The sequence below is a fragment of the Streptomyces sp. NPDC014861 genome, from assembly GCF_043081625.1.
Taxonomy (GTDB): Bacteria; Actinomycetota; Actinomycetes; order Streptomycetales; family Streptomycetaceae; genus Streptomyces.
This window is the reverse complement of sequence record NZ_JBIBWV010000029.1, coordinates 1-14015: the sequence shown is the minus strand read 5'-3', so window position 1 is coordinate 14015 and position 14015 is coordinate 1. Positions and strand designations below refer to the sequence as shown.

The following is a 14015-nucleotide window of genomic DNA, read 5'->3' as shown; positions in this document are numbered from 1 at the left end:
CACCGACCCCGGATGACACCGCGGCGGAAGTTTTCCGAAACGGCGAGAGGCGCGCGGCCTCAGGCGTCGGCGAGCGCGGTCGAGAGCTCGTCCAGGGCGGCCAGGAGCAGCCGGGCCGCCTTCCGCAGCAGCGGATCGGTGACCTCCGTGTCCCAGGCCGCGACGGTCTCCCGCAGGTCGTCCCAGGCAGGGACCTTCCGCTCGCGCACCGCCTTCGCGCCCCGCTCGGTCGCCCGGCGCAGCGCCTCCGCGAGACCGGCGGCGGCCGGGAGGGGCGGGGCACCGCGCTCGGGGAGGTGGGCCTCCAGGAGCATCGCGGCCCGCCCGAACTCGGCGAGCGCGTGGCCCGCGCCCTCGGCCGCCGCGTGCGAGAGCCCCCGGTGCCGCACCGGCTCGTGTCCGGCCAGTCCCAGGGCGTCGTGCCAGGCCACGCGGGCGGCGCGGGTGGAGAGCAGCGCCTCGCGCACGTCGGGGCTGCCGGGGCCCGCGGGGTCGGCGTACCGGGCGGCGACGGAGGCCGCGTACCGTCCGGAGGTGGTGAGCCAGTCGGCGAGCCGGCCGCGCAGCCGGGGCGTCTCCCAGGCGGGGTAGAGGGCGTAGCCGAGCATCGCGAGAAGGCCGCCGAGGAGGGTGAGCAGGACCCGGTCCCGTACGGTCTGGCCCACCCCGGAGCCCTCCATGCCGAGGAGGAAGACGACGTACGCGGCGACGCAGACCTGGCTGACGGCGTACCCGGTGCGCATCAGCAGGTACATGCCGAAGGCGCAGAGGACGGCGAGACCCGCGGAGAGGTACGTCCCCGGGTGCGCGGTCCGCACGACGGCGGTCGCGAGCGCGACGCCGACGAGCGTGCCTCCGAAGCGGGCCACCGAGCGGGCGTACGTCTGTGAGAAGTCCGGGCGCATCACCATCACGGAGGTCATCGGCGCCCAGTACCCGTGCCCGAAGGGCAGGGCCAGACCGAGCAGATAGCCGGCGGCGGTGACCCCGGAGACCCGGAGCGCGTGCCGCAGGACGGCGGAGCCCGGCCGCGCCTCGGCCCGCATCTTCGCGAGGACGAGCGGCGCGAGGCGGAGGAGGGTGGGGCGGGTGCGGGGGGTGAGGGGGCCGGGGTCCGGGCCCCGCACCGGCTCCGCCCGCCGCCCGGCCCCCGATCCCGTCCCCGCGTCCGGGCCCGATCCCGTCCCCGCGTCCGGGCCTGGGCCCGCGCCCGCGTCGGCTTGGGCGGTCCCCGCGTCCGCGCCCCCGCCCGCTTGGACGGTCCCCGTCCCCCCGCCTTCCCGGGCGATCCTCTCGCCTCTGCCTTCCTGGCCGGTCTCCTCCGTACCTCCCTCCCGGCTCGCCTCCGCGCCCCCGTCCCGCGGACGCGTCTCCGTGCGGGGTTCCGCGGTCTCGACGACGTCGTCGAGGAGGGCGATGAGGCGGAGGGCGGCGCGGTGGGCGCGGTCGGTGAGGATCGTGCCGGTGTCCGGGGTCCGCAGCGCGGCGACGGCGGCCGGGGGCAGCCGGACCGGCTCGCCGTGCCGGATGGCGTGCGCGGCGGCGTCGAGGACCTCGCCCGCGGCGGCGAGCAGTTCACGGACCCGGTCGCGCTGCGGGCCCTCGGCGGGGACGCCGACGGCGGGATCCGCGAGCGAGGCGAGCACCGGCCGGATCCGCTCGGCGAGCCGTCGCGGTCCGTGCAGTTCGGCGGGCCGGCGCCGGGCCTGGCGCGGGGTGACGGCGGCGGCGCTGCGGGCCGTCATGAGCGGGACCGGGTCGAAGGGCGCGACCGGGTCGTGGCGCAGCCTGCGGGCGTAGTCCGCCTCCGCGGCGAGCGCGTCCGCGAGGGCGTCGCGCTGGGCGCCCCAGGGCCGTACCGGGATCAGCACGACCAGCGCGGCCTGGACGACCCCGCCCGCGAAGATCATGACGGCGTGCCCGGCGGCGGTCGCGACGGAGGTGGGGAGGGTGATGGTGACCAGCATGATCGCCACGTTGGAGGAGGCGATGATGCCGGCCGTGGGCCCGGCCGCCCAGGCGAGCCCGGAGAGGAAGGTCCACAGCACCAGGAGGGCGAGGAAGAGGACCAGATGGGAGCCGGTCAGATACCCCAGGAAGGTGGAGACCGCGAGGCTGCCGCCGGAGGCGAGGGCGAGGGTGGGCATGGGGCGCCAGGACCGCTGGAAGGTCGCGATGGCGGCCTGGAACGCGCCGAACGCGGACGAGGCGGCGACCGCGGGACCGAAGAAGGCCAGCGAGAAGCCGACGACGAGCGCGAGTCCGAGGGCACCCCGGGCGGCGATGACGGGAGCGAGCCGCCGCCGCTCGACGGTGAGTCCCGAGCGCGCGGTCTCCTTCAGCGCCCGGAGCCAGCTCATGGACCGAGCGTAGCGACGATCACCCCGTAACCCGACATTTCACCCCACGGTCCTGGCCTTGGGCGCGCCTGCCTGCCGCCGTGGGTCTGTCCGGCCCGGAGCGTGTCCGGCCCGGAGCGTGTCCGGCCCGGAGCGTGCCCGGCCCGTGGCCTGTCCAGCCCGGGGCCTGTCCAGCCCGGGGCCTGCCTAGTCCGGGGCCTGTCCAGCCCTGGGCCTGTCCAACCCTGGGCCTGTCTAGTCCGGGGCGCGGTGGTGCAGGCGGGCGCGGTCCGGGGTGAGGGTGGCGGTCTCGGCGGCGGTGGCGCCGTGGTTCCAGCCGTCCTCGTCCCACATCGCGCGGACCCGGGTGGCCCGCGTCTCCGGGAAGAGCTCGTCGGTGCGGGCGGTCACGGCGACCTCCCGTGAGGCGAGGACCGGGAGCAGGGTCGGGGCCTCGGCGGCCACCCGCCGGGAGGTCGCCTCCAGGCGGGCGCCGAGCCTGTTCGCGTACGCGAGCAGGAAGGACTGGCGGAAGGACTTGGTGCGCTTGCGACCTCCCCTGCGCTGCTCCGCCTCCGCGCGCGTCATCGCGGCCGTCCCCTGCACGAGGAGCGAGGTGTACAGCAGCTCGACCGGGTCGAGGTCCGCCTCGAAACCGACCACCGTCGAGAAGCCGTACGCCTCGTTCCAGACCGCCCGGCAGTGGTTCGCGGTCGCCACCGCGTCGAGCAGGATCGCCTTCGCCTGCTCGTACGGCGGCTCCACCCCGATCCGGAGGGCGCCCGGCGCCTGCGGCGACGGCGCCCCGGCCGCGAGCCCCGCCTCGTCGAGGCTGTGCCGGGCCATCAGCTCCTGCGCCTTCGCGGTCAGCGCCTCCGCCTCCTCCGGGTAGCCGGTGGCCTCCGCCTTGGCGAGCAGCGCGCGGATCCGGGTGAGCATCCGCGGCTCCCCGACCGCCGCCGGCGGCAGCGTCTCACCGGGTACGGGCCCCACCGCGTCGAGCCGGGGCAGCCGGACCAGCAGCCGGTACAGCTCCAGGACGGCCGTGGCGGACGAGAAGCGGTCGGCGGGGGGTCCGGCCGCCGCCCCGTCGTCCAGTCCGTCGATCTGCTCGCGCCAGCGCCGGGGCAGCGTCGCGTACCGCGCCGTCTCGCCCCGCACCAGGCCGCCGAGCAGCCTCAGGTGTTCCTCCGCCAGCTCGCGCCGGACCGTGCGCGCCAGGTCGGCGGGCTGCCAGCCGCGCTCCCACAGCGTCCGTACGAACTCCTCGCCGCGCCGCGCGAGACCGGCGTCGGCGGCCGGGTCGGCGGCGAGCAGGGAGGCCGCCGTGTCGAGGGAGCGGTCGTCGCGGTCGTGCAGCGACTCGCGCAGCGCCCGTTCGACGGTGGACTCCCGTGCCTCCTCCTGCATGACCGTGACCGTTCCCTTCCGTACCTCGCGCCGGCCTCCTCCCCGATGGTCTCAGCCCGGCGGGGGCGGGCCTGGTCCGCCCCCAGGACGACCGGGCGTCCCGGGGCAGGCCTGGTCCCCGTCCCCGTCCCGTCCCGGGGGCGCCCGGTAGGGGTAGGCCTGGTCCGCGTCCCCGGGGCGCCCGTCGGGGACGGGCCTGGCCACACGCGGGACACTCGGCGGGGACGGGCCTGGCCACACAGGGGACGTCCGGCAGAAGTAGGCCTGGCCCTACCTCCGGGACGCCCGGCAGAGGTAGGCCTGGCCCTACCCCCGGGACGCCCGGCAGACGGCGTGACCCGGCCCCGGCGAAACGGTTCGCTGGAGCCATGACCAGCACCCTTCCTTCCTCCGTCCCCGCCGTACGGCTCCGGGGGCTCGTCCGGCGGCACGGGGACGTCCGGGCCCTCGACGGCGTGGACCTCGACGTCGCCGCCGGGACCTTCACGGCCGTCATGGGGCCGTCCGGTTCCGGCAAGTCGACCCTGCTGCGCTGCGCCGCCGGGCTCGACCGCCCGGACGCGGGCCGCGTCGAGGTCGCGGGCACGGCCCTGGAAGGGCTGAGCGAGCGGCGGCTCACGCTGCTGCGGCGGGACCGGATCGGTTTCGTCTTCCAGTCCTTCAACCTGCTGCCGACACTGACGGCCGCGCAGAACGTGGCCCTCCCGCTCCGGCTCGCGGGCCGCCGTCCCGCGAGCGGCGAGGTCCGGTCGGCGCTCGCCCGGGTCGGGCTCGCCGGGCGTGAGCGGCACCGGCCCGCCGAACTCTCCGGCGGCCAGTGCCAGCGGGTCGCCCTCGCCCGGGCGCTGATCGCCCGCCCCGCCGTCCTCTTCGGCGACGAGCCGACCGGCGCGCTCGACTCCACCACCGGCGCGGAGGTGATGGACCTGCTCCGCGCACTCGTCGACGAGGAGGCCCGGACGCTCGTCATGGTGACCCACGACCCGCTCGCCGCGGCCCGCGCGGACCGCGTCGTCTTCCTGGTCGACGGACGTCTGGCGGGCGAACTCACCGCCCCCACCGTGGACGAGGTGGCGACCCGGCTGGCCGGGCTCCGCACGGGCGGCGGCCCGGCGGCCCCACCGCTCCGCTCGGGCGACCCGACGGGCCCACCGGAGGAACGGCCTGCGGAGGAACAACCCGCGGAGCAGCGGCGCGCAGGAGAGCCGTACGCGGAAGACCCGTACGCTCAAGACCCGTACGGGGAGGACCCGTACGAGGAGGACTCGTACGCGGAGGCCCCGTACGCGGGGACGAGGTCCGGCGGCTCAGGCGCGCGGTCCAGCGGCGCCCCGTCCAGCGGCGCACGGTCGGGCGGCACACGGTCCAGCGGCGCCCCGTCCAGCGGCGCGCGGTCCAGCGGCGGCCGCCCCGGCGGGCGGGACGGGGGTGCGGCGTGCTGAGCGTCGTCGTGAGCGGGCTGCGGGGGCGATGGGCGTCGTTCCTGGGCGGGTTCCTCGCGCTCGTGCTGGGCGTGGGCATGCTGGCGGCCACCGGGCTGGGGCTCGCCGCCGCGCTCGACCCGCCGGACCGCGCGCCCGAGCGCTTCGCGTCCTCGCCCGTCGTCGTCCTCGGCCAGGACCGGCTCACCGTGGAGGTCCGGCGCGGGCCCGGTACCGCGCTCGTCTCCCGGCCGCTCGACCGTCCACAGCCTGTGGACACCGCCCTGCTGCGCGACCTCCGCGCCCGGTGGCCCCTGACGGAGAACCCGGCGGGCGTCCGGCGCCCCGACGCCGTCGGGCTCGACGCCCCCGCCGACCTCGTCCGGGCCCTCGTCGGCGACCGGGCGCAGGTGCTCACCGGCACCGAGCGCCGCCGCGCCGACCCGGACCACGCACGCGACGGCCACGAACTCACCGGCCTCAACGCCCTCCTCGGCACCGCCGGCGGCGTCGCGGCCTTCGTCTCCGTCTTCGTCGTCGCCTCCGTCTTCGCCTTCTCCGTGGCCCTGCGCCGCCGCGAGTTCGGGCTGCTCCGCACCGCCGGGGCCACCCCCGGCCAGGTCCGCCGGCTGCTGCTCGCCGAGGCGACCGTGCTGGGCGTGACCGCGTCCGCGGCGGGCTGCGCGCTCGGCGGCCTGGCCGCGCCGCCGATGGCCCGGGCGCTGACCGGCCGGGGCCTGGCGCCGGAGTGGTTCGCCGACGCCGTCGGGGGGAGCGCCGGATGGCCGTACCACCTGGCCTTCTGGACGGGCCTCGGCGTCGCCCTGGCGGGCGCGGCCGCCGCCGCCCACCGCGCCGGGCGGACCGGTCCGGTGGACGCGCTGCGCGAGGCCGACGTCGACCGGGACGTGCTGCCGCCGGGCAGGGCGCTGCTCGGCGCCGGACTGCTGGCGGCCGGGCTCGGACTGCTGGTCTGGACGTACGCCACCGAGCCGGAGGCGCTGCTCAAGCGGAAGACGTACACGACCCTGCCGATGCTCCTGACCGGCGGCGCGGCCCTGCTCGCGCCGCTGCTCGTGCGGCCGGTGGCCCGGCTGCTCCCGGTCCCCGGGAGCGGGGCCGTCGGGCTCCTGGTCCGGGAGAACGGCGCCGCCGCGGTGCGCCGTACCGCCGCCGTCGCCGCGCCGGTCCTGGTGACCGTGGCACTGGCGGGGACGCTCTTCGGCGCCTCGGAGAGCGTGGCGCGCGCCAAGGAGTCGGAGGCGCGGGAGCGGACGGCGGCGGCCTACGTGGTCGAGGGACCGGCGGCGGCCCGGCTCCCTTCCCGTACGGATCGCGGCGCGGTCGTCGCCGCCTCCGGGCCGACCTCGCTCTTCGTCCGGGACGGGGCCGAGGCGGTGGTGAAGTACGGGGCCAGGGCCGTCGCCGACCCGGCGGCCTTCGCGGCGCTCTCCCGGCTCCCCGTGGTCGCCGGGGACCTGCGGGACCTCGACGACCGGTCGATCGTCGTGAACGAGGAGTTCGAGCGGCGGCGGATCGGCGAGGAGGTGGAGGTGTGGCGGGCCGACGGCAGCGGTCCGGTACGGCTCCGGGTCGCGGCCGTCCTGGCGCGCGGGACCGGCGACAACGGGCCGTACGTCACCCGCGCCCAGGCACCCGGCGCCGTGCTCGACCGCCTGGAGTCCGACCGGCCGCTGCCGGCGGCGGGCGACACCTCCGCCGCCCCGGCGGCCGTGAACCAGGCCGCGGCGACGGGCCTGCGGCTGCTCCTCGTCCTCGTGCTCCTCTACACGGTGATCGCCCTGGCGAGCACGCTGCTCATGGCCACGTCGGTACGCGGCGGGGAACTGGCCTCGCTCCGGCTGGCCGGCGCCACCCGCGCCCAGGCCCTGCGGGCGGTGACCGGCGAGGCGGTCCTCGCGGTCGCCATCGGCACGGCCCTCGGGCTCGGCGTGACGGCCGCGGTCCTCGGCGCGCTCGGCGCGGGACTCGCGGCGCTCTCCGCCCCGGTCGTCCTGGCGGTCCCGTGGGCCCCCATGGGCGCGGCGGCGGGAGTCTGCGCGGTGGTCGCCGTCGCCGCGTCGGCCCTTCCCGCGTGGCGGCTCTCCCGCTGACCGGCGATGGTGGGACAGGGCGGTGGCCGGGGTCGGAGCCGGGCCACCGCCCCTCCCCGCGGCCCGGCCCCGCCGGCCACACGGCACGCGGCCTCCCAGCCACCGGCTCAGGCGCACACACCGCACCGCGCCGCCGCTCGCCGCCCGGGACAGGCGCACACACCGCACCGCCGCCCACCACCGGGCGCACGTGCCCGGCGCGGCCCAGCACCGAGGTCCGGCGCACATGCGGGGGCGGGGCGGCCCGGCTCCGAGGTCCGGCACACGTGCGGAGGCGTGGCCCGGCTCCGGGAGTCCGGGATGTCGTGATCCGCCGCTGTCAGTGCCGGATGCCAGACTCGCACCCATGAGCGAGAGGTGGGCGCTGGCCCCGGAGCCGGAGGGGGAGGGCGCGGTCCTCGTCCCCCTCGGGCCGGACGGCGCGCCCGTCGGCGAGGTGCGCCGCGAGCCCGACCTGGCCGCGGCGGTCCGGGCCCGGCCGGAGGTGGCGCGCTGGGTGTGGCGGTCGACCGCCGAGGTGTACCCGCGGCTGCTCGCCGCCGGCGTCCGCGTCGAGCGGTGCTACGACGTCGAGGACGCCGAGCAGTTGCTCCTCGGCCACGAGGGCCGGCTCGGCGAGCCCCGTTCGGCCGCCGCCGCGTGGGCCCGGCTGCGGAACGGCCCGGTGCCCCCCGACCCGCCGCAGCGGACCGCGGAGCCCGGTTCGCAGGACTCCCTCTTCGAGCCGAGACCCGTCGTCTCCGTCCCCTTCGAGGGGCTGCTCGCGGTCTACGCCGAGCAGCAGCGCCGGCACGACCGGGCCGAGCACCCGGGCCGGATGCGACTGCTGACGGCCGCCGAGTCGGCCGGGATGCTGGTGGCCGCCGAGATGCACCGGGCCGGGCTGCCCTGGCGGGCCGACGTGCACCGGGAGCTGCTGCACGAGCTGCTGGGCGAGCGGTACGCGGGCGGGGGCGAGCCGCGCCGCTTGGCGGAGCTCGCGGACGAGGTGTCGGCCGCCTTCGGCCGCCGGGTCAGACCCGATCTGCCCGCCGACGTGGTGAAGGCGTTCGCCCGGGCCGGCGTCCGGCTGCGGTCCACCCGCCGCTGGGAGCTGGAGGAGGTCGACCATCCGGCGGTGGAGCCGCTCATCGCCTACAAGAAGCTGTACCGCATCTGGACCGCGCACGGCTGGTCCTGGCTGGCGGACTGGGTGCGTGACGGCCGCTTCCGGCCGGAGTACCTGCCGGGCGGCACGGTCAGCGGCCGGTGGACGACGAACGGCGGCGGGGCGCTCCAGATCCCGAAGGTGATCCGGCGCGCGGTCGTCGCCGACGACGGCTGGCGGCTCGTGGTGGCGGACGCCGACCAGATGGAGCCCCGGGTGCTCGCCGCGATCTCCCGCGACCCGGGCCTGATGGAGGTCGCCGGGCACCCCGACGACCTCTACACCCGCCTGTCCGACCGGGCGTTCTCCGGCGACCGCGACCACGCGAAGATCGCCCTGCTGGGCGCGATCTACGGCCAGACCAGCGGCGACGGCCTCAAGAACCTGGCGGCGCTGCGCCGCCGCTTCCCCCGCGCGGTCGCCTATGTCGACGAGGCGGCGAAGGCCGGCGAGGAGGGCCGGCTCGTCCGCACCTGGCTCGGCCGGACCAGCCCGAAGGCGGTCGGCGCGGGCGACGACGGCGAGGCCGGCCTCCCCCAGGAAGCCGCCGAGCAGGCCGCCGCGGAGGAGGGCTTCACCCCCGGCTACGCCTCGAACAACGCCCGGGCGCGCGGCCGTTTCACCCGTAACTTCGTCGTCCAGGGCAGTGCCGCCGACTGGGCGCTGCTGATGCTGGCGGCGCTGCGCCGCACCCTGTCGGCGGCCGGGATGCGGGCCGAGCTGGTGTTCTTCCAGCACGACGAGGTGATCGTGCACTGTCCCGCGGAGGAGGCCGAGGCGGTGACGGCGGCGATCCGGGCGGCCGGGGACGAGGCGGGCCGCATCGCCTTCGGCGCCACTCCGGTCCGCTTCCCCTTCACGACGGCGACGGTGGAGCGGTACGCGGACGCCAAGTAGCCCCCGCGTACCGCTGCCCGGCCTTCCGCTGCCCGCCTACGCGGCGGGGAGCTTCGCCCACTTCGGGTCGAGGGCGATCGCCTTCAGCTGCTCCATGGTGAGCGCCGGCTCCGCGCGGGTGGCGGGCTCGTGCTGGGCGCCGGTGTTGAAGGCGGAGACGACGACCCGGAAGCCCTTCTTCGTCATGGTGTCGGCGGACCACCACACGACACCCGCGCCGCCCTTCTCGCCGGGCTGCCGGCTGAGCTTCAGCTTGCCGCCGCCGGGGAGGGTGGTGACCTCGCCGGAGCCGTACAGCTCGTGGGCGACATCGCCCATGCCGTACTGGACGTTGACCTGGACGAGGGTCCTGCCCTTGCCGTCGTCGACGACGGCGTGGCCGAACCCGCTGTCCCCGCCCGTCTCGACGATCTGAAGGCCCTTCGGCAGCAGGGCGCGCAGGGTGTCGGGGACGCCGGTGCCGGTCACCTGCGGCGGGGCCTTGTGCTGCTTGCCGGGGTCGACGGCCTGGACGGCCGGCTTCGGGATGAGCCGGAGCAACGGCCGCCACTCGTCGGCCGTGACCAGTGACTTGAGCTGCGCCGGGGTGAAGGGCGGATTGTCGCGGGTCACCGCCGAGCCCTTCTCCTCGCGCGCGTTGTACTCGCTCGCGTCGATGAGGAAGCCGTCCTCGGTGAGCAGGGTGGCCCGCCAGTTCTTGGTCTCCTCGCGCTTGTCCGGGTACTCGTACCCCTGGAAGACCATCAGCCGGGAGCCGTCCGGCAGCCGCTCCTCGACGCAGTCGTCGTGGGGGGTGAACGCCTTCGAGGGGCAGGTGACCATGTCCACGCCCGACTCTGCGGTGGCGCCGACGCGGCTGAGGTGGATGCCGAACCCGCCTTCGCCCAGCCCGTCGTCGAAGACGCCGGTGACGCCCTGGCCGGTGCCGTCCTCCTTGACGAAACTCCACTGGCCGGCGGGAGTGTTGGCCTTCACCGTGGCGATGATGTCGGCGAGCGGGATGGGCGCCTCGGGGGGCAGTTCGTGCTTGCCCGGGGCGGGCGTCGCCCGCCCGGTCGCGCCCCTGTCGCCCGTGCGCTCGGGCGCTCCGGCGACGGAGGCCTTGTCGGCGGGGCCGGCGGGGGTGACGACGGAGCCGGCGTACACGCCGCCGACGCCGATGGCGGCGAGCGCGAGGGCGCCGCCGGTGACGGCGAGGCGGCGGCGGAGCAGCCGTCGGCGGCCCCGGGCGAGCCCGCCGGAGACCAGCTCGGGCCGTCCGTCGAGGGCGAAGCTCTCGCCGGTGGAGCGCAGGACCGAGCCGAGTTCGTCGGCGAACCGGCCGTCGGGGTCGTGGTCGTGCTGGTCGTGGTCGGGCATGGCGAGATCACCGTCTCTGCTTCGGGGGGTACGCGCCCGCGAGGGGCGCGTCTGCGGATGGGGGGGGTGGCCGCTCTGCGGCCGGAAGGACGTACGCGTGGTGCGGCCGGTCGCTCGGCGGGGGGCTCGTCGGGGGTTCGACGAGGCCGCTCGGCAAGGGCTTTGGAGTCGACTCTCCGCGGTCGGCCCCGCGGTCGCCGGCTCGGCGAAGGATCTGCGAAGGCTCGTGCCGGGCTCAGCGGGGCTCGTGCGGAGGATCTACGGGGGGCTCGTTAGGGGGCTCGTGCGAAGGATCTGCGGAGGCTCGTGCGGGGCCTCAGCGGGTGGCGAACTCGGCGATGCTGCCGCCGAGTCGTTGTCGGAGCTTGCCGAGCGCGCGCGTGCAGCGGGTGCGGACGGCGGCGGAGCTGGTGTGCAGGGCGTCGGCGGTCTCCTCGACGCTGCGGTCCTCCCAGTAGCGCAGCACCACGACCGCCCGGTCCTTCGGGGGCAGCGCGGCGAGCGCGTCGAGGAGGGCGATCCGCAGCAGCGGGTCGGCACCGTCGTCCGGTGTGTGGTCGGGCAGTTCGCCCAGCGGGCGTTCGGTCGCGGAGCGGCGCCGCTGATGGCTGAGGAACGTGCGGACGAGGACGGTCTGGGCGTACGCGGCGGGGTTGCCGATCCGGGACGTGCGGCCCCAGAGGGCGTACATCTTGCCCAGCGTCTCCTGCGTGAGGTCCTCGGCGAGGTGGACGTCCCCGCTGGTCAGCAGGCACGCCGAGCGGAACAGCTGCCCCGTGCGCGCCGATGCGAACTCCAGGAACTCGTTCGCGCGGGACGCTCTCATGCCCCTCCTCTCCCTGGCGGTCGCGAGAGGTCACGGGTGGTCGCCCTGTGCGACCGCCCCCCTCGCTGTCGTGCCGTACACCCCTTCGACGCGGCGGAGCCGGGGAAATGTTTCATCGAACCCGCCCGCCGAGGCATCCAAAGAAGCGGAATCGGGTAATCCTGTTGATATGAACACTCTCAGCGCAGAGACCCTGGCCGCTGGAGTCTGGCAGTCAGGTCTCGGACAAGTGCTCGGCGGCATCATCCTCGTCGCCGTCCTCATCACGGCCTTCTGGTTCGGCTACCGGGTACGCACCCGCGAGTCCCGTCCACCGCAGCCCGAGGAACAGCCGCACCGGCCGGACACCGGCGCGCTCCCCGGCGAGACGACGGAGTACCGCCGGCCCAACGAGATGCCCCAGACCGACGGCGAGCACCGGCTCATGCCGTACCAGCTCAAGGGCGGCGGGACCGCCGACACGGAGCCGCAGAGCGAGGAGAAGCGCAAGTGGGGCGGCATCTCCAGCGGAGGCTTCGGCAGCGGAGGCACCGGACACGGCGACTGACGTGCACACCACCCCGCCGAGCCGGCTGAGGGCGATGGCCCAGGGCCTGCTCGGCTCCGCCCCCGAGGCGGCGCGCGCGGTGCGGACCACCGAACGCGTCCTCGCCTCGTACGGCCCCGGCCCCCGCGCGCGCCGGGGCCCCGGACCCGTGCCCGACCCGGGGCCCGCGCCCGAGTCCGTCCTGGCCCGGGTCTGCCTCGGGCGGCTCCGGGCCAGGGAGGCCCGCCGCACCGAGCCGTGGGACCCCTGGTCGGACGCGCCCGACGCCCCCGTCCTGACCCCGGCGGAGCGGCTCGTCCTCGTCCTCCACGACCGCTTCGGCGTCCCGTACGAGGACCTCGCCCCGGCGCTGGAGCGCGCCCCGGCGGCGGTCCGCCAGATCGGCGTCCGCGCCCGGGCGCGCGCCCGGGGCGCCGAGGAGATGCCGGTGACCGACCCCGTCCGCCTCCGGGCCGCGGTCGACGCGGTCCTCGTCGCGGCCCGGGAGGGCGACACGGCGGCGCTGCGCGCCCTGCTCGACCCGGACGCCGTCCTGCGGGCCGACCCCGGCGCCGTACGCGGCGGGGTCAGGCCCGCCCACGGCGCCCCGGCGGTCGCCCGGGTCCTCGCGGCCCGCGCGTCGGTGGCCCGCCCCGTCCTGGTGGACGGGGCGCCCGCCCTGGTCGCCGCCCCGGACGCGGTCTACCGCTTCACGGCCCCGGCCGGGACGATCACCTCGGTCGACGTCCTGGCCGACCCGCCCCACCTCTCCCGCCTGGCCATCACGTCCTAGGCTCCCGGCGCCGGACTCCCGTCGGCCCGCCGACCGGCCCGTTCCGCGATGTGCCCGGGCACGGCGGCGGCGAGCTCCGCCGGCAGCGCCGGATCGGCGACGGGCGCCCCGAAGGTGGTCACCAGCGGCAGCACCCCCGCCCACAGTCCGAGCTCGGCGTCCTCGGAGTCCCCGTCGTCCGGCGGCCCGCCGCGCGTCTTGACCGACGCCTCGGCGAGGTCGAGCGCGAGGAGCGAGGTGGCGGCCAGTTCCTTGCGGCTGGGCTGCCGCACGTAGTCCCACTGCCCCGGGCTGCTCTGCTCGGTCAGCGCCCGCAGCCCCCTCAGCTTCTCCTCCGGGTCGGTCACCAGCTCGGGCACGCCGTAGACCATGGCGCACCGGTAGTTCACCCCGTGCTCGAACACCGACCGGGCGAGGACCAGCCCGTCCACGTGCGTGACCGTCACGCACACCGTGCTCCCCGGCGCCCGCACCAGACTCCGCGAGGCGACCGAGCCGTGCACGTACAGGCGGTCCCCCTCGACCCCGTACGCGGTCGGCACCACCATCGGCACGCCGTCCACGGTCACCCCGAGATGGCACAGCCACCCCGCCGCCAGCACGGCGTCCAGGTCCGCCCGCCGGTACGAGCCCTTCTCCCGCATCCGCCGCAACCGCGTCCGCTCGGTGACGGCCAGCTCGCTCTCGTCCACGCTTCCCCCTGCTCCAGACAACGGCCCCGGCCCGACCGGGACTTCGGCCGTGGCGATCTAACCACCCCGCCCGCGCCGGCTCGACCACGAGCTCGGAAGCTCCCGGAGCCGCGCGACCGCCCCCGGAACCACGAAACCCCAGGCCGGATGAGATCCGACCTGGGGTTCCAAGTGAGCCGCCTTCGGGATTCGAACCCGAGACCTACGCATTACGAGTGCGTTGCTCTGGCCAACTGAGCTAAGGCGGCGTGCTGCGCGACACCATGGTGGGTGCAGCAGCGTCGCCAAGTCTACACAGTTTCCGGGGGTGCTCCGACCAGGGGCGGAGCCGGTGGACCAGGGGTGGGCCAGGGGTGGGTCCTGGGGGCGTCCGGGGGCGTCCGGGGGGCGTCTGGGGGCTAGGCCGTGTTTTGAAAATCGGCTCGGCGCCTCGTCCCGCATCGCGATGATCTGGGTGTGGGGCGAGGGGATCTTTCTGACGAACAGTGGGC

At 76.6% G+C, this 14015-nt stretch carries 9 protein-coding genes, 1 tRNA gene and 1 pseudogene; 5 read left to right on the top strand and 6 right to left on the bottom strand.

Annotated elements, in window-relative coordinates; genetic code table 11:
* Positions 1–59: 59 nt before the first annotated feature.
* Together ACF1BN_RS33830 and ACF1BN_RS33825 are read right to left on the bottom strand one after the other, a co-directional pair.
* The gene (locus tag ACF1BN_RS33830) at positions 60–2360 is read right to left on the bottom strand and encodes an FUSC family protein (RefSeq protein ID WP_392335411.1); all 2301 of its coding nucleotides are present in this window, start codon (positions 2358–2360) and stop codon (positions 60–62) included.
* 234 nt (positions 2361–2594) lie between these two features.
* A complete protein-coding gene (locus ACF1BN_RS33825) occupies positions 2595–3749 on the bottom strand; it encodes a DUF2786 domain-containing protein (protein ID WP_392335410.1) in 1155 nt (384 codons plus the stop codon).
* 368 nt (positions 3750–4117) lie between these two features.
* Here ACF1BN_RS33825 and ACF1BN_RS33820 point away from each other — a divergent pair.
* The 3 genes and pseudogenes from ACF1BN_RS33820 to ACF1BN_RS33810 form a co-directional block, all read left to right on the top strand.
* Positions 4118–4864, top strand: a pseudogene (locus ACF1BN_RS33820) (ABC transporter ATP-binding protein); the annotation flags it as partial.
* 320 nt (positions 4865–5184) lie between these two features.
* Entirely contained in the window at positions 5185–7284 is a 2100-nt protein-coding gene (locus tag ACF1BN_RS33815) for an FtsX-like permease family protein (RefSeq protein WP_392335409.1), read from the top strand.
* 346 nt (positions 7285–7630) lie between these two features.
* Complete coding sequence (locus tag ACF1BN_RS33810) at positions 7631–9328, top strand: bifunctional 3'-5' exonuclease/DNA polymerase (protein WP_392335408.1); 1698 nt, start codon at positions 7631–7633, stop codon at positions 9326–9328.
* 36 nt (positions 9329–9364) lie between these two features.
* On the opposite strand, the gene ACF1BN_RS33805 is transcribed toward ACF1BN_RS33810, so the two are convergent.
* Both ACF1BN_RS33805 and ACF1BN_RS33800 read right to left on the bottom strand, forming a co-directional pair.
* Complete coding sequence (locus ACF1BN_RS33805) at positions 9365–10687, bottom strand: hypothetical protein (RefSeq protein WP_392335407.1); 1323 nt, start codon at positions 10685–10687, stop codon at positions 9365–9367.
* Positions 10688–11003: 316 nt separating this feature from the next.
* Positions 11004–11513: a SigE family RNA polymerase sigma factor gene (locus ACF1BN_RS33800; protein ID WP_392335406.1), complete on the bottom strand. Its 510-nt coding sequence runs from the start codon at positions 11511–11513 to the stop codon at positions 11004–11006.
* Between the two features lie 169 nt (positions 11514–11682).
* Between ACF1BN_RS33800 and ACF1BN_RS33795 the strand changes: the two genes are divergently transcribed.
* Both ACF1BN_RS33795 and ACF1BN_RS33790 read left to right on the top strand, forming a co-directional pair.
* On the top strand, positions 11683–12060 hold the full coding sequence (locus ACF1BN_RS33795; RefSeq protein ID WP_392335405.1) for a DUF6479 family protein: 378 nt from the start codon (positions 11683–11685) through the stop codon (positions 12058–12060).
* Position 12061: 1 nt separating this feature from the next.
* Positions 12062–12832 carry an RNA polymerase subunit sigma-70 gene (locus ACF1BN_RS33790; protein ID WP_392335404.1) on the top strand — a complete coding sequence of 257 codons (771 nt, stop codon included), beginning with the start codon at positions 12062–12064 and terminating at the stop codon, positions 12830–12832.
* Here ACF1BN_RS33790 and ACF1BN_RS33785 read toward each other — a convergent pair.
* Both ACF1BN_RS33785 and ACF1BN_RS33780 read right to left on the bottom strand, forming a co-directional pair.
* Positions 12829–13476: a pyridoxamine 5'-phosphate oxidase family protein gene (locus ACF1BN_RS33785; protein WP_392335479.1), complete on the bottom strand. Its 648-nt coding sequence runs from the start codon at positions 13474–13476 to the stop codon at positions 12829–12831. The two genes, ACF1BN_RS33790 and ACF1BN_RS33785, sit on opposite strands and share 4 nt — an antisense overlap.
* 222 nt (positions 13477–13698) lie before the next feature.
* A tRNA-Thr gene (locus ACF1BN_RS33780) sits at positions 13699–13772 on the bottom strand.
* Positions 13773–14015: the final 243 nt, after the last annotated feature.

Excerpts from the sequence above, each read along its gene's own strand:
- ACF1BN_RS33830 (WP_392335411.1), bottom strand. The coding sequence starts at position 2,360 with ATGAGCTGGCTCCGGGCGCTGAAGGAGACCGCGCGCTCGGGACTCACC.
- ACF1BN_RS33825 (WP_392335410.1), bottom strand. The coding sequence starts at position 3,749 with ATGCAGGAGGAGGCACGGGAGTCCACCGTCGAACGGGCGCTGCGCGAG.
- ACF1BN_RS33810 (WP_392335408.1), top strand. The coding sequence starts at position 7,631 with ATGAGCGAGAGGTGGGCGCTGGCCCCGGAGCCGGAGGGGGAGGGCGCG.
- ACF1BN_RS33805 (WP_392335407.1), bottom strand. The coding sequence starts at position 10,687 with ATGCCCGACCACGACCAGCACGACCACGACCCCGACGGCCGGTTCGCC.
- ACF1BN_RS33800 (WP_392335406.1), bottom strand. The coding sequence starts at position 11,513 with ATGAGAGCGTCCCGCGCGAACGAGTTCCTGGAGTTCGCATCGGCGCGC.
- ACF1BN_RS33795 (WP_392335405.1), top strand. The coding sequence starts at position 11,683 with ATGAACACTCTCAGCGCAGAGACCCTGGCCGCTGGAGTCTGGCAGTCA.
- ACF1BN_RS33785 (WP_392335479.1), bottom strand. The coding sequence starts at position 13,476 with ATGCGGGAGAAGGGCTCGTACCGGCGGGCGGACCTGGACGCCGTGCTG.